Below are 19270 nucleotides of genomic sequence, written 5' to 3'. Positions count from 1 at the left end.
GCGAGGGAAAATGGAAGCGCTATTGTAGCGCCTTCGCGGCGCCGGTGAACATGCGTGCCCACACATGCGCGCCAGTCAATTGAAAAGGCATAAAAAAACGGAGACCGCGGTCTCCGTTTTTGCTCAAGCTGTCAAACCGGCTTTACGCCAATTTTCCATGACAGGCTTTGTACTTCTTGCCGCTGCCGCAAGGGCATGGGTCGTTGCGGCCCACTTTGACGCCCATACTCACGCTCATGTCGTCGACGTTGTCCATATTGCCGCCGGCCGCAGGCGCCAGCAATTCTTCCGGCGCCGCGTTCGGGTCGAATTCGGCGTGCTGGTAGTGCACGTTTTCCACGTGCGACTGCTGCATCGCCTGTTCGGCCGCATCGACTTCTTCGCGCGACTGGATACGCACCGTCATCACGTGTTTCGTGACGTCGTTCTTGATCATGTCGAGCATCTGGCCAAACAGTTCAAACGCTTCGCGCTTGTATTCCTGTTTCGGGTTCTTCTGCGCATAACCGCGCAGGTGAATACCCTGGCGCAGGTGATCGAGCGCCGCCAGGTGTTCGCGCCAGTGGCTGTCCACGCTTTGCAGCATGACATTGCGTTCGAAGCCGCCAAACGATTCCTTGCCGACGATGTCGATCTTCGACTGGTACACGGCATCGGCCGCGGCCAGCACTTTTTCCAGGATCTCTTCGTCCGTCAGGGTCGAATCGGCTTCCAGCAATTGCTGCAGCGGCAAGTCGAGCTGCCATTCGCTGGCCAGGGTATTTTCCAGGCCCTTGATATCCCACTGCTCTTCCACCGATTCGTGCGGCACGTATTCGTGCACCAGGTCGGTGAACACGCCGTGACGCAGGGAGGCGATCATGTCCGAGATGTCCGTCGTTTCCAGCAGCTCGTTACGCTGCTGGTAGATGACTTTACGCTGGTCATTGGCGACGTCATCGTATTCCAGCAATTGCTTGCGGATGTCGAAGTTGCGCGCTTCCACCTTGCGCTGGGCCGATTCGATCGAACGCGAGACGATGCCTGCCTCGATCGGTTCGCCTTCCGGCATTTTCAAACGGTCCATCACGGCGCGCACGCGGTCGCCGGCGAAGATGCGCAGCAGCGCGTCGTCGAGCGACAAATAGAAACGCGACGAACCCGGATCGCCCTGGCGGCCGGCACGGCCACGCAGCTGGTTGTCGACGCGGCGCGATTCGTGGCGTTCGGTGCCGATGATGTGCAAGCCGCCCGCATTGACCACGTGGTCGTGCAGGGATTGCCATTCATCGCGCAAGGTCTGCGACTGGGCTGCCTTGTCGGCGTCGCTCAGTTCAGCATTGGCTTCGATGAATTTGATCTGGTTCTCGACGTTACCGCCCAACACGATGTCCGTACCGCGGCCGGCCATGTTGGTGGCGATGGTGATGGCTTTCGGACGGCCTGCCTGGGCGATGATTTCCGCTTCGCGGGCATGCTGCTTCGCGTTCAGCACGTTGTGCGGCAAACCGGCCTTGGTCAGGATGCCCGACAGCAGTTCCGAGTTTTCGATCGAAGTCGTACCGACCAGCACGGGCTGGCCGCGCTCGTAGCAGTCGCGGATGTCGTTCAACATCGCGTTGTATTTTTCCGCCGACGATTTGTAGACCTGATCCTGGCGGTCCTTGCGCTGCAGCGGACGGTTTTGCGGGATCACGACCGTTTCCAGGCCGTAGATTTCCTGGAATTCGTACGCTTCGGTATCGGCCGTACCGGTCATGCCAGCCAGCTTGGCGTACATGCGGAAGTAGTTCTGGAAGGTGATCGAGGCCAGCGTCTGGTTCTCGTTCTGGATCTTGACGCCTTCTTTCGCTTCGACGGCCTGGTGCAAGCCATCGGACCAGCGGCGGCCCGTCATCAGACGACCCGTGAATTCATCGACGATCACCACTTCATTGTTCTGCACCACATAGTGCTGATCCTTGAAGTACAGCGCATGCGCGCGCAGGGCCGCATACAGGTGGTGCACGAGGGTGATGTTGGCCGAATCGTACAGCGACGCGCCTTCCGGCAGCAGGCCCATTTCCATCAGGATGCCTTCGGCCTTTTCGTGGCCGGCTTCCGTCAGCAGCACCTGGTGCGCTTTTTCATCCTTCGTGTAGTCGCCCGGTACTTCAACCTTGCCCTTGCCATCCGGCGTTTCTTCGCCGATCTGCAAAGTCAGACGCGCAGGCACTTCATTGATCTTGTGATACAGGTCCGTATGGTTCTCGGCCTGGCCCGAAATGATCAGCGGAGTACGCGCTTCATCGATCAGAATCGAGTCGACTTCATCGACGATGCCGAAGTTCAGGCTGCGCTGCACGCGTTCGCGCGCTTCGTAGACCATATTGTCGCGCAAGAAGTCGAAACCGAATTCATTGTTCGTGCCATAGGTGATGTCGGAGTTGTACGCCTGCTGCTTGGCGCTGTGCTCCATCTGCGACATGTTCACGCCAGTCGACAGCCCCAGCCATGCATACAGGCGGCCCATGGTTTCGGCATCGCGCTGCGCCAGGTAATCATTGACGGTGACGATATGCACGCCCTTGCCCGACAGGGCATTCAGGTAGGCTGGCAAGGTTGCCATCAGGGTCTTGCCCTCGCCCGTGCCCATTTCCGCGATCTTACCGAAATGCAAGACCATGCCGCCGATCATCTGCACATCGAAATGGCGCATGCGCAGGACGCGCTTGCTGGCCTCGCGGCAAACGGCAAAGGCTTCCGGCAACAAGGCATCGAGCGATTCGCCAGCGGCGATGCGTTCCTTGAAGGCAGGCGTTTTCGCTTGCAGCTCGGCATCCGACAGCTTTTCGATGGCCGGCTCGAGCGCATTGATCTCGCGTACCGTTTTTTGGTATTGCTTGAGCAGCCGCTGGTTGCGGCTACCGAAAATCTGGGTCAGTAATGACATGCTTGAATTCTTGAAAAAACGCCGTTAAAAAAAGCTCGGTAGGGAACAACGAGGTAGGTATCGCGTCACCGCACGGAGTTCGACTATGGCAAAAGACGATGATTTTATCATGCGTTCCCGACATGGTTGGGGTAATGCGCCATATAACAATAGCTTAATGACAAACAAATGGCAGAAATTGCGGACATTTTCCATACTGTAAGGCAATACGGCCCGCACGCCTGCGCCGCACCCGCGGCAGCACTCGTCATGCGCGGGCGAGTGTGCTATGTTTCGCCCATGCGAACTCCCACTTATTCTCCGGCGCCGCGCCGCGGCTACGGCTTTGCCCGTTCAGGCCCGGCCGTCACGGGCGCAACCGATTTTCTGCGCGGCAACGCGACGATGGCTTCCCTGATGCCCACCGTCACGCGCCTGGCCGCCCTGCAGAAAGATTGCGCCAAGGCCTTGCCGGCGATGTTCGAGCATTGCGACATCCTGCAATTCGAGGGCGGCCAACTGGTGCTGGCCACGCCGAACGCGGCGCTGGCGGCGAAACTCAAGCAGCAATTACCTAAGTTGCAAGGGGAACTGGAAAGAAAGGGCTGGCAGATTTCAGGCATCAAGCTGAAAGTGCAAGTCATCAAGAGCATCGCGCCCATCGTGCATACGCGGGCGCTGGTCTTGCCGGAAAAAGCCATGTCGGCCCTGGAAGAGCTGAGCACGGCACTGCCGCCATCGAAGCAGAACGAGCAATTGATCGCGGCGCTGCGCAGTTTAGTGCGCCACCACCGCGAACCGCGGGACTGAGAATAACGGCGCTAAATTAACGCATATCGCGTAGGTCGGATTAGGCCCTTCGGGCCGTAATCCGACAACACCACGATCAGTGCCAACATGGTTGTCGGATTACGCGGGGCGTCGCCCCGCTAATCCGACCTACGTCAGCGACCACTCGCGCTCCATCTGGCGCAGGTAGGATTGCGGCGCCGCCTCGTTGGTATCGAACGAGACGATTTCATACGCATCGGGCTGTTCCAGCAGCGCCAGCAGCAGCTGGTTGTTCAGCGCGTGGCCGGACTTGTGCGCCGTATAGTAGGCGAGCAAGGGATGGCCCACCAGGTACAGGTCGCCGATGGCGTCGAGGATCTTGTGGCGCACAAACTCGTCTTCATAGCGCAAGCCGTCCGCGTTGAGGATGCGGTACTCGTCCATGACGATGGCGTTTTCCAGCGAACCGCCACGTGCCAGGCCCATGCCGCGCAAGCTTTCCACGTCCTGCATGAAACCGAAGGTGCGCGCGCGCGCCACGTCGTGCACATACGACACGTCGCCAAAGTCGACCGAGGCGCGCTGCATCGTGCCATCGACGGCCGGATGGTTGAATTCAATGAAGAAATCGAGCTTGAAACCGTCGTATGGCGACAAGCGCGCCCATTTCTCCGCGTCGCCCTTACCGTGACGCACTTCCACGGGCTTGACGACCTTGATGAATTTCTTCGCCGCCTGCTGCTCTTCCACGCCAGCCTGCTGCAGCAGGTAGACGAAGGACGAGGCGGAACCGTCCATGATGGGAATTTCTTCCGCATTCACGTCGATATACATATTGTCGATCCCCAGGCCCGCCGCCGCCGACATCAGATGCTCCACGGTGGACACCCTGGCGCCATCCTTGATCAGCACGGAAGCCATGCGCGTGTCGCCCACAGCCATGGCGCTGGCGGGAAACTCGACGATGGGATCGAGGTCGATGCGGCGAAACACGATGCCCGTGTCGATCGCGGCAGGACGCAGGATCAGCTCGACCTTGGTGCCGGAATGCAAACCAACACCGATGGTGCGGACCTGTTGTTTGATAGTGCGTTGTTTTAACATCTGTCGATTATATCTATTTGCCGGATTTTCGTTGCGGCGCGGCATGGATCACGCCAGAAATACCACAACCGTTTCTTACGGATGTTCGCTTTCCGCATGCACGGCTTCGCGGCGCACCAGGTAAATCCCGCTGCCGATGATGATGGCCGCGCCGATCAGCGTGTATTCGTCGGGCAAGGCGCGCCACAGCATCCAGTCCAGGGCCATGCCCCAGGCCAGGGCCGAGTATTCGAACGGCGCCACGCTGGACGCCTTGCCATGGCGAAACGCTTCCGTAATCGCCAGCTGCCCCAGGAAGCCGCTCAATGACAAGCCCGCCAGCAGCCACCAGTCTTCGCGGCGGATGCTCACCCATTCGTGCGCCGACAGGGCCACGCCGCCAGCGGCCATCATCACCATCAGCCAGAAAACCATGCTTTCGCTGGCGTCCGTGCGGCTGAGGATACGGCCCGTGACGGCGGAAATGGCATAGCAGGCGGCCGAGCCCAGCACGGCCAGGCCGGCCAGCGAAAAGAATCCCGAGCCGTCTGGGCGCAGCGCCACCAGCACGCCCAGCAGCCCCACGGCGATGGCGCACCAGCGCGCGACGTCGACTTTTTCCTTCAGGATAAAGACCGACAGCACCGTGATCAGCAAGGGAGCGACGAAGAACAGCGAATACGCCTCGGCCAGCGACATGCGCTTCAAGCCATAGGCGAACAGGGTAATCATCATCACGCCCAGGGCGCCGCGCAGCACGTGCAGCGGCCAGCGCACCTTCAGTACGTTCTTGAAAGCGCCGCGGTACAGCAGGTACAGGCACACGAGCGGCAGGGACGACAGCGCGCGCAAGGCCGTCACCTGCATGGCGGGATAATGGGCGGACAACAGCTTCATGGCCGTGTCCATCAGGGAAAACATGGCGACGGCGACCAGCATCACATAGATGCTGCGCAGGTTGGGATTGCGGGGTAGCAGGACAGACTCCTGGCGAAAGAACGGGACCGTCATCATGGCGACGGCCGGAGCCAGGACAGCATGGCAAGGCCACACCATCAAGCCGATTATAGCAAGCGCGGCCATTTTACATTTTCAAAGGAGCAACTACACAGGCAACAGCATCACCAGTTTCAATTCATGCCGGCGCGCCAGGTGCAAGGTCACCTGGTTGAATGCCAGCAGCCCCTGTTGCGCATGCTGAAACTGGCGCAAGCCGCCATCGCGGCCCTGCACCTGCTGCGCGCCCCACCACTGGCGAAATTGCGCACTGGCGCCGGCCAGTTCCGCGATCAGGCCGGCCAGCGGCGCCTGGTCCGCCTGCCGGCCGATATCGGCGCGGAATTCCGCCACCAGCCGCTGCGCCCGCTCGGGCCAGCCGACGACGAGATCGCGCGCGCCCGCGTCCAGGAACATGAAGCGCAATTGGTTCGGTGCATCCCCGTCGTCATGCAGCCAGCCCGCAAACAAGGTGGACGCCGCCCCGTTCCACGCCACGGCGTTCCATGCGCGGTCGAGGACGTACGCGGGCGCGTCGATGGCGGACACGATGGCGGCCAGTTCGGCGCTGGCAGGCCCACCGCCCTCGCCTGCCCCATGGCTGGGGTCATGCTTGTCAGCCACCTCGAACAGATAGGCGCGCTCGGCCGCGCTCAGCTGCAGCACCTGCGCCAGGCGGGCCAGCATCTTGGCCGAGGCCGACACGGGCCGCCCCTGCTCCAGCCACGTCAGCCACGTGGGACTGACGTCGCACAGCTGCGCCAGCTCTTCGCGCCGCAAGCCCGGCGTGCGCCGCCGCCCGCCACCGGGCAAGCCAGCCATGGCGGGGGTGACGGCTTCGCGCCGGGCGCGGATGAATTCAGCAAGTTTATTCGACATGGCATGGATGCATGGTAGTGGATATACCAGTATAAGTTATGGCCTTGTTACAGGATAATTTTATCCTTATTCTGCAGGAACTCACCCATCACCAGGAGAAAACCATGCAGCAGCACGATGTCGTTACCGAACAGTTTGGCAAGACAGCCAATGCCTACCTGAGCAGCGCCGTCCACGCGCAAGGCGCCGACCTGGTGCTGATGCAGGAATGCGCGCGCCGCCACGGCAAGCCCGTCGTCCTGGACCTGGGCTGCGGCGCCGGCCACGCCAGCTTTGCCGTCGCCCCCGTGGCGCAATCGGTCGTCGCCTACGACCTGGCGCAGCCCATGCTCGACGTCGTCGACCACGCCAGGGCGCAGCGCGGCTTGCACAACATCAGCACGCAGCAGGGCGACGTGGCCCGCCTGCCGTTTGCCGACGCCAGCTTCGACATGGTCGTCACGCGCTTTTCCGCGCACCACTGGAACGACGTGGCCGCGGCCCTGGCGGAAGCGTGGCGCGTGCTGCGTCCGAACGGCACCTTGCTCGTGATCGATATCGTCGCGCCCAAGACGGCCCTGTACGACAGCACCTTGCAGGCGGTGGAAATGCTGCGCGACGCCTCGCACGTGCGCGACTACCGCACCTGCGAATGGGGCGCCAAGTTCAACAACGCGGGATTCACGCACAGCTTGCGCAGCGTGTGGAAACTGACCATGCAGTTCGACGAGTGGGTGGCGCGCATGCGCACACCAAGCGAAAGAGTGGCGGCCATCCGCAACCTGTTCGATGGCGCGCCCGAGGAAGCGAGAAAATATTTCGCGCTGCAGGACGATTATTCATTCAGCATCGATGCGGCCATGTTCGAGGCAAGGAAACCGTCGGTACAGTAAACGTCAAAACGGCGCCGATGGCGCCGTTTTTTTTGCGTAGCTTGGATTAGCGCGCAGCGCGTAATCCAACAATGCAGAAGCAAACGCGGTGCGAACGCAGCTCGTCGGCTTACGCTGCGCTAAGCCGACCTACGATCTGCTTAGGCCAGCTGGCCCAGCAAGGTTTCCGCATTCGACACTTCAAACTTGCCGCCCTGCTCGACGTTCAATTGCGTCACGACGCCATTGTCGACCAGCATCGAGTAGCGCTGCGAGCGCGTGCCCATGCCGTGCTTGGAGAAATCGGCGTCCAGGCCCAGTGCCTTGCTGTAGGCGGCATTGCCGTCAGCCATCATGCGCACGACGCCGGTGGCTTTCTGATCGCGGCCCCAGGCGCCCATCACGAAGGCGTCGTTAACGGAGATGCACCAGATTTCATCGACGCCCTTGGCTTTCAGGTCGGCAGCGTGCTGCACGTAGCCCGGCACGTGCTGTGCGGAGCAGGTCGGGGTATAGGCGCCTGGCAGGCCGAAGATGGCGATCTTCTTGCCCTTGACCAGGTCTTGCACGTTGAACGTGTTCGGGCCCAGTGCGCAACCTTCGGTTTCGCTTTCGATGAATTCGGCCAGGGTGCCTTCTGGCAGGGTGTCGCCGATCTTGATGGTCATGTTGACTCCTTGTGTACTGTCGGTTGAGGGTTCTGCCGGCATGATGCCGACACTGCGCGATAGTATGCCTGACTTGCCGCATTTGCGCAGAAAATGGCCGCAAAGGCAAAGTCAAAAGTCAAAAACCGGCAAAAAAAACGGCGGCCCTCAGGCCGCCGTCATCGTTGCATACATCAGATCACCTTTTCCATATTGAAGCGCATGAAAAATGCTCAGGGCAAGGCTATGCAACGCCGCCATGGGCTTTTTTCACTGCGCTTAATCGGCTTGTTTGCGCAGGAAGGCTGGAATGTCGTACGTCTCCATGCCATTCTTTTCCATCGCGCGCACTTGCTCGGAAGCCGATTCGCGGCGCCATACCGCCGGTGCCTTCATGCCGTCGAAACCGGCTGCCGGCGTGGCCACGCCAACCGTCGTCGTCGCCGCTTGCGCGCTACCCATGGCAGCCGACGGGGTCAGCGGGCTGTTGTGGGTACCGGTGCGCAGCACTTGCTGCGGTACCAGCTGGATGTTTTTCTTCGCGCGGCCCAGGCCCGTCGCCACCACGGTAACGCGGATATCGTCGCCCATGGCGTCGTCGTAGGCGATACCTTGCGCGATCGACGCGTCCGGCGCGGCAAACGCGCGCACGGCAGCCATGACTTCCTTGATCTCCTTGCCTTTCAAGCCACGGCTGGCCGTGACGTTGACCAGCACGCCGCGCGCGCCGGACAGATCGATGCCATCCAGCAGCGGCGAAGCGACAGCCTGTTCGGCGGCGATGCGCGCGCGGTCGACGCCGGACGCCGTCGCCGTGCCCATCATGGCCTTGCCCTGCTCGCCCATGATGGTTTTCACGTCGTTGAAGTCGACGTTGATATGGCCAGGCACGTTGATGATCTCGGCAATGCCGGCCACCGCGTTGTTGAGCACATCATCGGCATGCTGCATCCATTCCAGCATGCTTTCGTCTTCGTAGATCTCTTCCAGTTTTTCATTGAGGATGATGATCAGCGAATCGACGTGCAGGGACAGCTGCTCCAGGCCTTCGTCGGCGATGTCCATGCACTTCTGGCCTTCGTACGAGAATGGCTTGGAGACCACGGCCACCGTCAGCGCGCCCAGTTCCTTGGCCACTTCGGCCACGATGGGAGCGGCGCCCGTACCGGTGCCGCCGCCCATGCCGGCGGCGATGAAGACCATGTGCGCGCCGCGCAGCGAATCGGCGATGCGCGCGCGCGACTCTTCGGCCAGCTGGCGGCCGACGGCAGGCTTCATGCCTGCGCCCAGACCGGTATCGCCGATCTGGATGATGTTGTGGGCCTTCGATGTCGACAGGGCCTGTGCGTCGGTGTTGGCGGCAATGAATTCCACGCCCGACATGCCTTTGTTGATCATGTGTTGGACTGCATTGCCACCCGCACCGCCGACGCCGACGACCTTGATGACGGTACCTAAAGCTGTGTTATCGACCATATCGAACTCCATGATGTGCTCCTATCAGATGCGGTTTCCAAGCGCCAGGCCTCATATTGGTAGGAGAACTGGAGATTGAAAACTGCGGTTAAATATAAAATTAAGTTATGTGTGTGTACCTGCGATGCTGCCAAAAAACCTGTACTGCCGGGCGTAAATCATGCCCTTAAAAATTCCCTAAAAACCATTCCTTCATGCGCTGCCAGACTGCCTTCACCGAGCCGTCCTGACGCGTCACGATGTGGCCGCGCAGGTATTGCTTCTTCGCTTCCAGCAGCAGGCCCAATACCGTGGCATAGCGCGGACTGCGCACCACGTCGGCCAGCTGGCCCCGATACTCGGGCGTGCCAAGGCGCGCCGGTTTCAGGAAAATATCTTCCGCCATTTCCACCATGCCGGGCATGATGGACGTGCCGCCCGTGAGCACGATGCCCGACGACAGCACGCCTTCATAACCGGATTCGCGCACCACCTGGTGCACCATGGCGAACAGCTCTTCGACGCGCGGTTCGATCACTGCCGCCAGCGCCTGGCGCGACAGGTTGCGCGGACCGCGGTCGCCCAGGCCAGGCACTTCCAGCGATTCGCCAGGGTCGGCCAGGACCTGCTTGGCCACGCCATAGCGGATCTTGATTTCTTCCGCTTCCGCGGTCGGGGTGCGCAAGGCCATGGCGATGTCGTTGGTGATCTGGTCGCCGGCGATGGGAATGACTGCCGTATGGCGGATCGCGCCATCGGAGAATACCGCCACATCGGTCGTGCCGCCGCCGATGTCGATCAGCACCACGCCCAGTTCCTTCTCGTCGGGCGTGAGCACCGCATCGGCGGACGCCATCGGCTGCAGGATCAGGTCCGACACTTCCAGGCCGCAGCGGCGCACGCACTTGACGATGTTCTGCACCGCCGACACGGCGCCGGTGACGATATGCACCTTCACCTCCAGGCGGATGCCGCTCATGCCGATAGGCTCGCGCACATCTTCCTGGCTGTCGACGATGAACTCTTGCGGCACCGTGTGCAGCAATTGCTGATCGGTCGGAATGTTAACCGCTTTTGCCGTCTCGATGACGCGCGCCACGTCGGTCGCCGTCACTTCCTTGTCCTTGATGGCCACCATGCCGCTGGAATTGAAGCTGCGGATATGGCTGCCCGCAATGCCCGCGTACACATTGCGGATCTTGCAGTCGGCCATCAGCTCGGCCTCTTCCAGCGCGCGCTGGATGGACTCCACCGTGGCCTCGATATTGACCACCACGCCCTTTTTCAGGCCCTTCGATTCGTGCTGGCCCAGCCCGATCACTTCGTGGCGCCCGTCGGACATCACTTCGGCTACCACCGCCACCACTTTCGAGGTGCCGATGTCGAGGCCGACGATCAGGTTTTTCGCGTCTTTTGTCATTTCTTTCGCCTAGTTTTTTGGGCTATTAATTAATTGGGTATTCGGTTAAGCCGGTTTTTTAATCGGACTGCTGTTTTTCTTCTTGATCACTGGCTTGCCATCCTTGCCTTCGGCCGGTATCACCAGACCGGCGGAACTGAGCGCCAGGCCATTCTGGTAGCGCATATCGATCGTGTCGATATTTTCCAGCCGGCTCGCCAGCTGCGGATAGATGCCCACCAGCCGGTCGACCCGCGCCTTCAGGGTCGTATGATTCTGCTCTCGTCCCAGCGCCACGCTCATGCCGTTGTTCAGTTTCACGGTCCACGCATAGCGGCTCGACAGCGACAGCGTTTCCGGCACCATCTTCAGCGGCGCAAACCACTTTGCCAGCTGCACATAGGTGGCCAATACTTCTTTTTCGCTGCCATCGGGACCGGCAAACGCAGGCAATTCATGGTCGTCTTCGGCTTCGGCCACATTCGCCGTAAACACGTCGCCCTTGACCGACAGCAGGCGTCCATCCTCGCCCCAGGTGCCCAGTGCCTCGTGTTCTTCCAGCGCCACGATCAGCTGGTTCGGCCACTCGCGCCGCACGCTCGCACGGCGCACCCAGGGCACCGATTCGAACACGCCGCGCACGCTTTCCAGGTTGGTCGTGAAAAAATTGCCCTTGATGCGGCCCAAAGTGCCGCTGCGCAGGGTCAGGTAATTCACGTGGCGCAGGCCCTTGTCGTCCGCGCTTTCCACCTTGATCGTGCGCAGGTCGAACATGGGACGCTGCGACACCCACCAGACGCCGGCGGCCACGCACACGACCAGAACCGCGGCCAGCAAGCCGTTGGCGGTCGTATTGAGGCTTTTAGCGTCATGCCACATATCAGCGCTGTCCCTTGTGCATTTTCAGGCTTGCGCCGGCGACGATTTCCAGGCACAGGTCTTCATAGCTGGTGCCTTCCGCGCGCGCCGCCATCGGCACGAGCGAGTGACCCGTCATGCCTGGCGAGGTATTGACCTCCAGCAAAAACAGCTTGCTGTCGGCCGCGCGCATCAGCACATCGACCCGTCCCCAACCTTCGCAGCCGAGCGCGCGGTAAGCCGCCAGGGCGATGCGTTCCATTTCGGCGATGATCGCGCCATCCAGCTGCGGCGGGCAGAAATACTGCGTATCGTCCGTGAAGTACTTGTTCTGGTAATCGTAATTTCCTTGCGGCGCGACGATTTCGATCGGCGGCAGCGCGCGCGCCGCGGCGCCCTTGCCCAGGATCGCGACGGTGAACTCGCGGCCCTTGATGAATTCCTCGGCCAGCACCGAATCATCGAGGCCGGCGGCGATGTCGTAGGCGGCCTGGAAGGCCGGCGCTTCGTTGACCGTCGTGATGCCGATGCTCGAACCTTCATGCGGCGGCTTGACGATCAGCGGCAAGCCCAGTTCCGCGGCGACCTTGGCCAGGTCGGAGCTGTCGTCCAGCACCGCGTACTTCGGCGTCGGCAGTTGATGCATCAGCCAGATCATCTTGGTGTAAATCTTGTCCATGCCCACCGAGCAGGCCATCACGCCGCTGCCCGTGTAGGGAATGCCCAGCTGTTCCAGCGCGCCCTGCAGACTGCCGTCTTCGCCGAAGCGGCCATGCAGCGCGATGAAGACGCGGTCGAATCGCTCAGCGGCCAGTTCGGCCAGGCTGCGTTCGCCCGTATCAAAGCCATGCGCATCCACGCCATGGCTTTTCAATGCGGCCAGCACGCCCGCGCCGGACATCAGCGACACTTCGCGCTCGGCCGAACGGCCGCCGAACAGGACGCCGACCTTGCCCAATTGTTTTACGTCGATAGCTGAAGCTTGGTTCACATCAGGCCTTTACAGTGTTGGATGGATACGTTGTCAGTTGTTGCGGGATGCCGCTGATCGAGCCCGCGCCCATGGTCAGCACGACGTCGCCGTCGCGCGCCACGCTCATGATGGTGTCGGCCATGTCCTTCATGGACTCGACGAAAATCGGTTCGATCTTGCCGCGCGCGCGCAGCGCATGCGCCAGGGCACGTCCGTCGGCGGCGACGATGGGCGCTTCGCCCGCCGCATACACCTCCGACAAGAGCAGCACGTCGGGCGCGCCCAGCACCTTGACGAAATCCTCGAACAGGTCGCGCGTGCGGCTGTAGCGGTGCGGCTGGAACGCCAGCACGAGGCGGCGGCCCGGATAGGCGGCGCGCGCGGCGGCCAGGGTCACTTCCGTTTCCACCGGATGGTGGCCGAAATCGTCGACCAGCGCGAAGCTGCCGCCGTTCGGCAGCGCCACGTCGCCATAGCGCGTGAAGCGGCGGCCCACGCCGGAGAACTCGGCCAGGCCCTGCTGCGTGGCGCTGTCGGCGATGCCGATTTCGCGCGCGATGGCGATCGCCGAGCAGGCATTCTGCACATTGTGCATGCCGGGCTGGTTCAGCACCACGTCGAGGTCAGGATAGCCTTCCTGCAGCACGGTGAAGTGCATTTCCAGGCCCACGGCGCGCGCATTGATGGCGCGCACTTGCGCGTCTTCCGCGAAACCATAAGTGGTGACGGGCTTGGTGACGAACGGGATGATGGCGCGCACGTGCGGATCGTCGATGCACAGCATGGCGCGGCCATAGAATGGCAGGCGGTGCGTGAACTGCACGAAAGCCTGCTTGAGTTTTTCGAAATCGTGCTCGTAGGTGTCCATGTGATCGGCGTCGATATTCGTGATCACTTCGATCATCGGCGTCAGGTTCAGGAACGAGGCGTCCGATTCATCGGCTTCGGCCACCAGGTAGTCGCCCGAGCCCAGCTTGGCGTTCGCGCCGGCGCTGGTCAAACGGCCGCCGATGACGAAAGTCGGATCGAGACCGCCTTGCGCCAGCACGGAAGCGACGAGGCTGGTGGTCGTCGTCTTGCCGTGCGTGCCGGCAATCGCGATGCCGCGCTTCAGGCGCATCAACTCGCCCAGCATCACGGCGCGCGGCACCAGCGGAATCTTGCGCGCGCGTGCGGCCGCCACTTCCGGATTGTCCTGCGGGACGGCGCCCGACGTCACCACCGCATCGGCGTCGCCGATATTTTCCGCCGCGTGGCCGAGCATGACGGTCGCGCCCAGGCTCGCCAGGCGCTGCGTCGCCGCATTGCTGCCCAGGTCGGAGCCCGACACCTTGTAGCCGAGGTTGACCAGCACTTCGGCGATGCCGCTCATGCCGCTGCCGCCAATGCCGACAAAGTGGATATTGTTTACTTTATGCTTCACAGAGCTAACCTCATGCCAGTTTTTCCAATACGTGTGCGATCGCCTCATTGGCGTCGCGCTTGCCTGCTGCCAGCGCCGCTTGCGCCATGTGCTGGCAGGTATCGCGCGTCAAGGACGCCAGCAATGTGCTCAGCGACGCCGCACTCATTTCCGTTTGCGGCAGATGAATCGCCGCGCCTTGTTTTGCCATCCATTGCGCGTTGTCGCGCTGGTGGCTGGTGGTCGACGCCACCAGCGGTACGAGCACGCTGGCCACGCCGGCCGCCGTCAATTCCGACAGGGTGATGGCGCCTGCGCGGCAAATCACCAGGTCGGCCTCGGTATATGCCATGGCCATGTCGTCGATGAAGTCGACCACATTGGCTTGCACGCCCGCCTGCGCATACGCGGCATGCAGGGCGTCGATATTCTTCTTGCCCGACTGGTGCGTCACCAGCGGACGCTCGGCTTCCGGCATCAACGCCAGCGCGGCAGGCAGATTGTCGTTCAGCGCTTTCGCGCCCAGGCTGCCGCCCACCACGAGGATGCGCAACGGTCCGCTGCGGCCCGCGAAGCGCGTGGTCGGCGGCGCCATCGCGAGGATCTCGGCGCGCACGGGATTGCCCGTGACGACGGCCTTGCCGGCGGCGCTGCCGAAATCGGCAGGGAAACCGAAGCACACCTGCTGCGCCAGCGGTACCAGGGTCTTGTTCGACAACAGCAGCGCCGCGTCGGCATTGACCAGCACCAGCGGCACGCCCTTCAGGCGCGCCATCAGGCCGCCCGGCACGGTCACGTAGCCGCCCATCCCCATCACCACGTCCGGCTTGCGGCGCGCGATGAAGCGGCGGATGGCGAAGAAGCTGGCCAGCATCTTGAAGCCGCCCTTGATCGTGTGCGCCAGGCCCTTGCCGCGCATGCCCGAGAACGCAATGGCGTCCATGGGAATGCCGCTCTTCGGCACCAGATCCTGTTCCATGCCGTGGGTCGTGCCCAGCCAGCTCACTTCCCAGCCGCGCGCGCGCATCGTCTGCGCAATCGCCAGGCCCGGGAAGATATGGCCGCCGGTACCGGCCGCCATGATCATCAGTCTTTTCGTCGTTTTCAAGTTCGTCACGTTGTTCATAGCCGGCCTCCGCGCATGAGGATCCGGTTTTCGTAATCGATGCGCAGCAAAATCGCCAGGCCGATACAGTTAATCAGTACACCCGTGCCGCCATAGCTCATCAAGGGCAAGGTCAGGCCCTTGGTCGGCAGCAGGCCAAGGTTCACGCCCATGTTGATGAAGGTCTGCACGCCGATCCAGATGGCGATACCCTTCGCCGTCAAGCCCGCAAAGGTCTGGTCGATGGCGATCGCCTGGCGGCCGATGTCGAAGGCCCGCTTGATAATCCAGTAGAACATGCCGATCACGATCAGCACGCCCACCAGGCCCAGTTCCTCGCCGATCACGGCCAGCAAGAAGTCCGTATGCGCTTCGGGCAGGTAGTGCAGTTTTTCCACGCTGCCGCCCAGGCCCACGCCAAACAGTTCGCCGCGCCCGAAGGCGATCAAGGAGTGTGTCAGCTGGTAAGCCTTGTTCAGCGCATTGTCTTCCTGCCATGGATCGAGATATGCAAAAAACCGCTCGCGGCGGAATTTCGACAAGGCGATGATGGTGACGAAGATCGCCGTCAGCATGGCGCCGATGCCGCCGAACCAGATGGCGTTGACGCCACCCAGAAACAGGATGCCCATGGCGATGCAGACGATCACGCCGAAGGCGCCCAGGTCGGGCTCCATCAGCAGCAGCAAGCCGACGAAGCTGACGGCCAGCGCCATCGGCATGAAGCCCTTGGTCAGCTTGTGCATGTATTCCTGCTTGCGCACCGTGTAGTCGGCCGCGTACAGCACCATCACCACCTTCATCAGCTCGGACGGCTGCGGCCGCAGACCCGGCAGGTTCAGCCAGCGGCGACCGCCGTTGACCGACACGCCCAGGCCCGGTATCAGCACCATCACCAGCAGCACCAGGGTGCCGATGAACAGCCACGGCGCGATCTTTTGCCAGGTGGCGACGGGGATGCGGAACACCAGCGCACCGACGATGATCGACACGCCGATGAACAGCGCCTGGCGCACGACGAAATAATTGTTCGTGTAGGCGGCGAACTTGCGCGCATCCGACAGCGAGATTGAAGCCGAATACACCATCACCATGCCCAGCAACATGAGCAGCAGGACCACCCACACCAGCGGCTTGTCGTAATCCATCATCTTCGACTGCCGCGCGCGGCTATCCAGCGGCTTGGCAGCCGAGCCGGAACCAAAGCTGAAGGGCAGTTGGAAGGCCATCAGATATCCTGTCCGTTTTCCAGGGCGATGTCGCGCACGGCGTCGACAAACACCTGCGCGCGGTGCGCATAGTTCTTGAACATGTCCAGGCTGGCGCACGCGGGCGACAGCAGCACGGCATCGCCGGCCAGCGCCAGACTGCTGGCGCGCTTGACGGCTTCGGGCAAGGTGCTGCAATCGACGATGTCCACGCCGGCCGGCTCGAGGGCCGCGCGCAGCGCAGGCGCATCGCGGCCGATCAGCACCACGGCGCGCACATAGCGCGACACGGGTTCGGCCAGCGGCGAGAAATCCTGCCCCTTGCCGTCGCCGCCGGCGATCAGCACCAACCGCTGTTCCGCGCCGCCAAACGCCTTGCCCAGGCCGAACAGGGCCGCCACCGTCGCGCCCACGTTCGTGCCCTTGCTGTCGTCGTAGTATTCGACTTCATTGACTGCCGTGATCAGCTCCACGCGGTGCGGCTCGCCCTGGTATTCGCGCAAACCGTGCAGCAGCGGCGCGAATGGCAGGCCGATGGCGCGGCACAGGGCCAGCGCCGCCAGCGCATTCGAGGCGTTGTGCTGGCCGCGGATTTTCAGCGCGTCGGCCGGCATCAGTTTCTTCGCCATCGTCGGCACCGGTTCCGGCGCCGGATCGTTCTTCTTGCGCTTTTTCTCGATCACTTCTTCGCTGGGCACGGCTTGCGCCAGCCAGAAGATGCCGCGTTCATTGACGAGGCCAAAGCTGTCCACTTCCGCCGGTTCGCCCGTGCCGAAGGTGATCGTCTCGGTCAGCGGATCGGCCATGTGCATGACGGCCGCATCGTCGCGGTTCAATATGCGCACGGTCTGCTCGCCGAAGATACGCGCCTTGTCGGCTGCGTAGGCGGCCATGTCGCCATGCCAGTCCAGGTGGTCCTGCGACAGATTCAGGACCGTGGCCGCATCGGCCTGCAGGCTGAACGTCGTGTGCAGCTGGAAGCTGGACAATTCCAGGATCCACGCTTGCGGCAATGGGCTGGCGACGGGTTCGGCCGCTTCAGCTTCCGCATCCACGGGCTGCGGCGCGGGCTCGGCATCGAGCACTTCACGCAGCACGTCGAGCGCGGCCGGGCTGATATTGCCTGCCACGCGCGTTGCCAGGCCCGCGCGCTCGCACAGCAGCCCTACCAGGCTGGTGACGGTCGTCTTGCCATTCGTGCCCGTGATGGCGATGACTTTCGGCGCATAGCCGCGTTCCGCCTTGAGCGCGGCCAGCGCCTGCGCGAACAGTTCGATCTCGCCCCACACGGGGATATTTTTTTCAGCAGCGGCCGGCGCAATGTGCGCCAGTTCGCGGCCCGGCGCCAGGCCGGGGCTGACGGCAACGAAATCGACGCCATCGAGCAGGTCGGCCGTAAAAGCGCCGGCGATGAATTGCGCCTGCGGCACGGCGGCCTGCAGCGCGGCCAGGCGCTCGGGCGCCTCGCGCGTGTCGGCCACGCGGACTAGCGCACCGCTGCGGGCCAGCCACAGGGCCATGGCCAGCCCCGATTCGCCGAGGCCCAGTACCAGTGCGGTTTTAGCGTCGTACATCATCAGCGCAGCTTCAAGGTGGTCAGGCCGAGCAGCACCAGCATCATGGTGATGATCCAGAAACGCACGACAACCTGCGTCTCTTTCCAGCCTTTTTGTTCAAAATGGTGATGCAATGGCGCCATCAGGAAGACGCGGCGGCCCGCGCCATAGCGCTTCTTGGTGTACTTGAACCAGACGACCTGGATGATCACGGACAGCGTTTCGACGACGAAGATGCCGCCCATGATGAACAGGACGATTTCCTGGCGCACGATGACGGCGATGGTGCCCAGTGCGCCGCCCAGTGCCAGCGCGCCCACGTCGCCCATGAACACTTTCGCGGGATGCGTGTTATACCAGAGGAAGGCCAGGCCGGAACCGGCCAGCGCGCCGCAGAAGATCACCAGTTCGCCGGCGCCCGGGATGTGCGGAATGAACAGGTAGCGCGCATAGGTGGCGTTGCCCGTCAGGTAGGCGAACAGGCCCAGGGCCGTGCCCACCATCACGGTCGGCATGATGGCCAGGCCATCGAGACCATCGGTGAAATTGACGGCGTTGCTGGTGCCGACGATGACGCAATAGGTCAGCGCGATGAAGCCCCACACGCCCAGCGGATAGCTGATGGTCTTGAAGAACGGGACGATCAGGTCGGCCTTCGGCGGCAGGTCCATGGCGAAGCCCGACTGCACCCAGGCGTAGATCAGATTCCACACGTGGCCCGCGTCAGGCTCCGACACGGAGACGGAAAACGCCAGGTAAAACGCGGCGACGATGCCGATCAGCGACTGCCAGAAGTATTTTTCGCGCGAGCGCATGCCTTCCGGGTCCTGGTGCACCACCTTGCGGTAGTCGTCGGCCCAGCCGACGGCGCCAAAGCCCAGGGTGACGATCAAGACCGGCCAGATGAAGCGGTTCGACAGGTCGGCCCACAGCAGGGTGGAAATGCCGATGGCGATAAGGATCAGCACACCGCCCATGGTGGGCGTGCCATGTTTTTTCAGATGCGTTTGCGGGCCGTCCGTACGCACGGCCTGGCCGACCTTCATGCGCGTGAGCATGCGGATCACGGCAGGACCGGCGCACAGGCCGATCAGGATCGCCGTCAAGGTGGCGAAGACGGCGCGGAACGTGATGAAGTTAAAGACCCGCAATGGGCCAATGTCGTCCTGGAAATAATGAGCGAGCCAGAGCAGCATG

General features: G+C 62.3%; 16 protein-coding genes. 2 read left to right on the top strand and 14 right to left on the bottom strand.

Annotation, left to right across the window (positions count from 1 at the left end; translation table 11 throughout):
* Positions 1-142: 142 nt before the first annotated feature.
* Complete coding sequence (gene secA, locus IGS55_RS26245; RefSeq protein ID WP_072456940.1) at positions 143-2911, bottom strand: preprotein translocase subunit SecA; 2769 nt, start codon at positions 2909-2911, stop codon at positions 143-145.
* 279 nt (positions 2912-3190) lie between these two features.
* On the opposite strand from secA, the gene IGS55_RS26240 reads away from it, so the two are divergent.
* Positions 3191-3700 carry a DciA family protein gene (locus IGS55_RS26240; RefSeq protein WP_230519056.1) on the top strand — a complete coding sequence of 170 codons (510 nt, stop codon included), beginning with the start codon at positions 3191-3193 and terminating at the stop codon, positions 3698-3700.
* A 129-nt stretch (positions 3701-3829) separates the two neighbouring features.
* Here IGS55_RS26240 and lpxC read toward each other — a convergent pair whose 3' ends face one another.
* The 3 genes from lpxC to IGS55_RS26225 all read right to left on the bottom strand — a co-directional run bounded on the left by lpxC (position 3830) and on the right by IGS55_RS26225 (position 6619).
* The gene (gene lpxC, locus IGS55_RS26235; RefSeq protein WP_034748834.1) at positions 3830-4765 is read right to left on the bottom strand and encodes a UDP-3-O-acyl-N-acetylglucosamine deacetylase; all 936 of its coding nucleotides are present in this window, start codon (positions 4763-4765) and stop codon (positions 3830-3832) included.
* 75 nt (positions 4766-4840) lie between these two features.
* A complete protein-coding gene (locus IGS55_RS26230) occupies positions 4841-5683 on the bottom strand; it encodes a DMT family transporter (protein WP_230519094.1) in 843 nt (280 codons plus the stop codon).
* A gap of 165 nt (positions 5684-5848) precedes the next feature.
* The gene (locus IGS55_RS26225) at positions 5849-6619 is read right to left on the bottom strand and encodes a helix-turn-helix transcriptional regulator (RefSeq protein ID WP_230519057.1); all 771 of its coding nucleotides are present in this window, start codon (positions 6617-6619) and stop codon (positions 5849-5851) included.
* 104 nt (positions 6620-6723) lie between these two features.
* Here IGS55_RS26225 and IGS55_RS26220 point away from each other — a divergent pair, with 104 nt between their 5' ends.
* Positions 6724-7491, top strand: coding sequence for a class I SAM-dependent methyltransferase (locus tag IGS55_RS26220; RefSeq protein ID WP_230519058.1), 768 nt, complete (start codon positions 6724-6726; stop codon positions 7489-7491).
* 140 nt (positions 7492-7631) lie between these two features.
* Here IGS55_RS26220 and IGS55_RS26215 read toward each other — a convergent pair whose 3' ends face one another.
* From IGS55_RS26215 to mraY, 10 genes are all read right to left on the bottom strand, one after another.
* The gene (locus IGS55_RS26215) at positions 7632-8138 is read right to left on the bottom strand and encodes a peroxiredoxin (protein ID WP_058050716.1); all 507 of its coding nucleotides are present in this window, start codon (positions 8136-8138) and stop codon (positions 7632-7634) included.
* A gap of 258 nt (positions 8139-8396) precedes the next feature.
* Positions 8397-9605, bottom strand: a complete 1209-nt coding sequence (gene ftsZ, locus IGS55_RS26210) for a cell division protein FtsZ (RefSeq protein WP_034784974.1) — start codon at positions 9603-9605, stop codon at positions 8397-8399.
* Positions 9606-9759: 154 nt separating this feature from the next.
* Complete coding sequence (ftsA, locus tag IGS55_RS26205) at positions 9760-10992, bottom strand: cell division protein FtsA (protein ID WP_010394955.1); 1233 nt, start codon at positions 10990-10992, stop codon at positions 9760-9762.
* A 45-nt stretch (positions 10993-11037) separates the two neighbouring features.
* Entirely contained in the window at positions 11038-11850 is an 813-nt protein-coding gene (locus tag IGS55_RS26200; protein WP_128141357.1) for a cell division protein FtsQ/DivIB, read from the bottom strand.
* Between the two features lies 1 nt (position 11851).
* Positions 11852-12820, bottom strand: a complete 969-nt coding sequence (locus IGS55_RS26195) for a D-alanine--D-alanine ligase (protein WP_230519059.1) — start codon at positions 12818-12820, stop codon at positions 11852-11854.
* Position 12821: 1 nt separating this feature from the next.
* Positions 12822-14225 carry a UDP-N-acetylmuramate--L-alanine ligase gene (gene murC / locus IGS55_RS26190; RefSeq protein WP_058050719.1) on the bottom strand — a complete coding sequence of 468 codons (1404 nt, stop codon included), beginning with the start codon at positions 14223-14225 and terminating at the stop codon, positions 12822-12824.
* Between the two features lie 10 nt (positions 14226-14235).
* Complete coding sequence (murG, locus tag IGS55_RS26185) at positions 14236-15330, bottom strand: undecaprenyldiphospho-muramoylpentapeptide beta-N-acetylglucosaminyltransferase (protein WP_230519060.1); 1095 nt, start codon at positions 15328-15330, stop codon at positions 14236-14238.
* Positions 15327-16538 carry a putative lipid II flippase FtsW gene (gene ftsW, locus IGS55_RS26180; protein ID WP_046683352.1) on the bottom strand — a complete coding sequence of 404 codons (1212 nt, stop codon included), beginning with the start codon at positions 16536-16538 and terminating at the stop codon, positions 15327-15329. The genes murG and ftsW overlap by 4 nt, the downstream gene beginning before the upstream one ends.
* Positions 16538-18094: a UDP-N-acetylmuramoyl-L-alanine--D-glutamate ligase gene (gene murD / locus IGS55_RS26175; protein ID WP_230519061.1), complete on the bottom strand. Its 1557-nt coding sequence runs from the start codon at positions 18092-18094 to the stop codon at positions 16538-16540. The genes ftsW and murD overlap by 1 nt, the downstream gene beginning before the upstream one ends.
* Positions 18094-19269 carry a phospho-N-acetylmuramoyl-pentapeptide-transferase gene (gene mraY / locus IGS55_RS26170; protein WP_034748886.1) on the bottom strand — a complete coding sequence of 392 codons (1176 nt, stop codon included), beginning with the start codon at positions 19267-19269 and terminating at the stop codon, positions 18094-18096. The genes murD and mraY overlap by 1 nt, the downstream gene beginning before the upstream one ends.
* Between the last annotated feature and the right edge of the window lies 1 nt (position 19270).

The organism is Janthinobacterium sp. EB271-G4-3-2, assembly GCF_020858035.1.
GTDB lineage: Bacteria > Pseudomonadota > Gammaproteobacteria > Burkholderiales > Burkholderiaceae_D > Janthinobacterium > Janthinobacterium aestuarii.
This window is presented reverse-complemented; position numbering and strand designations above follow the sequence as displayed.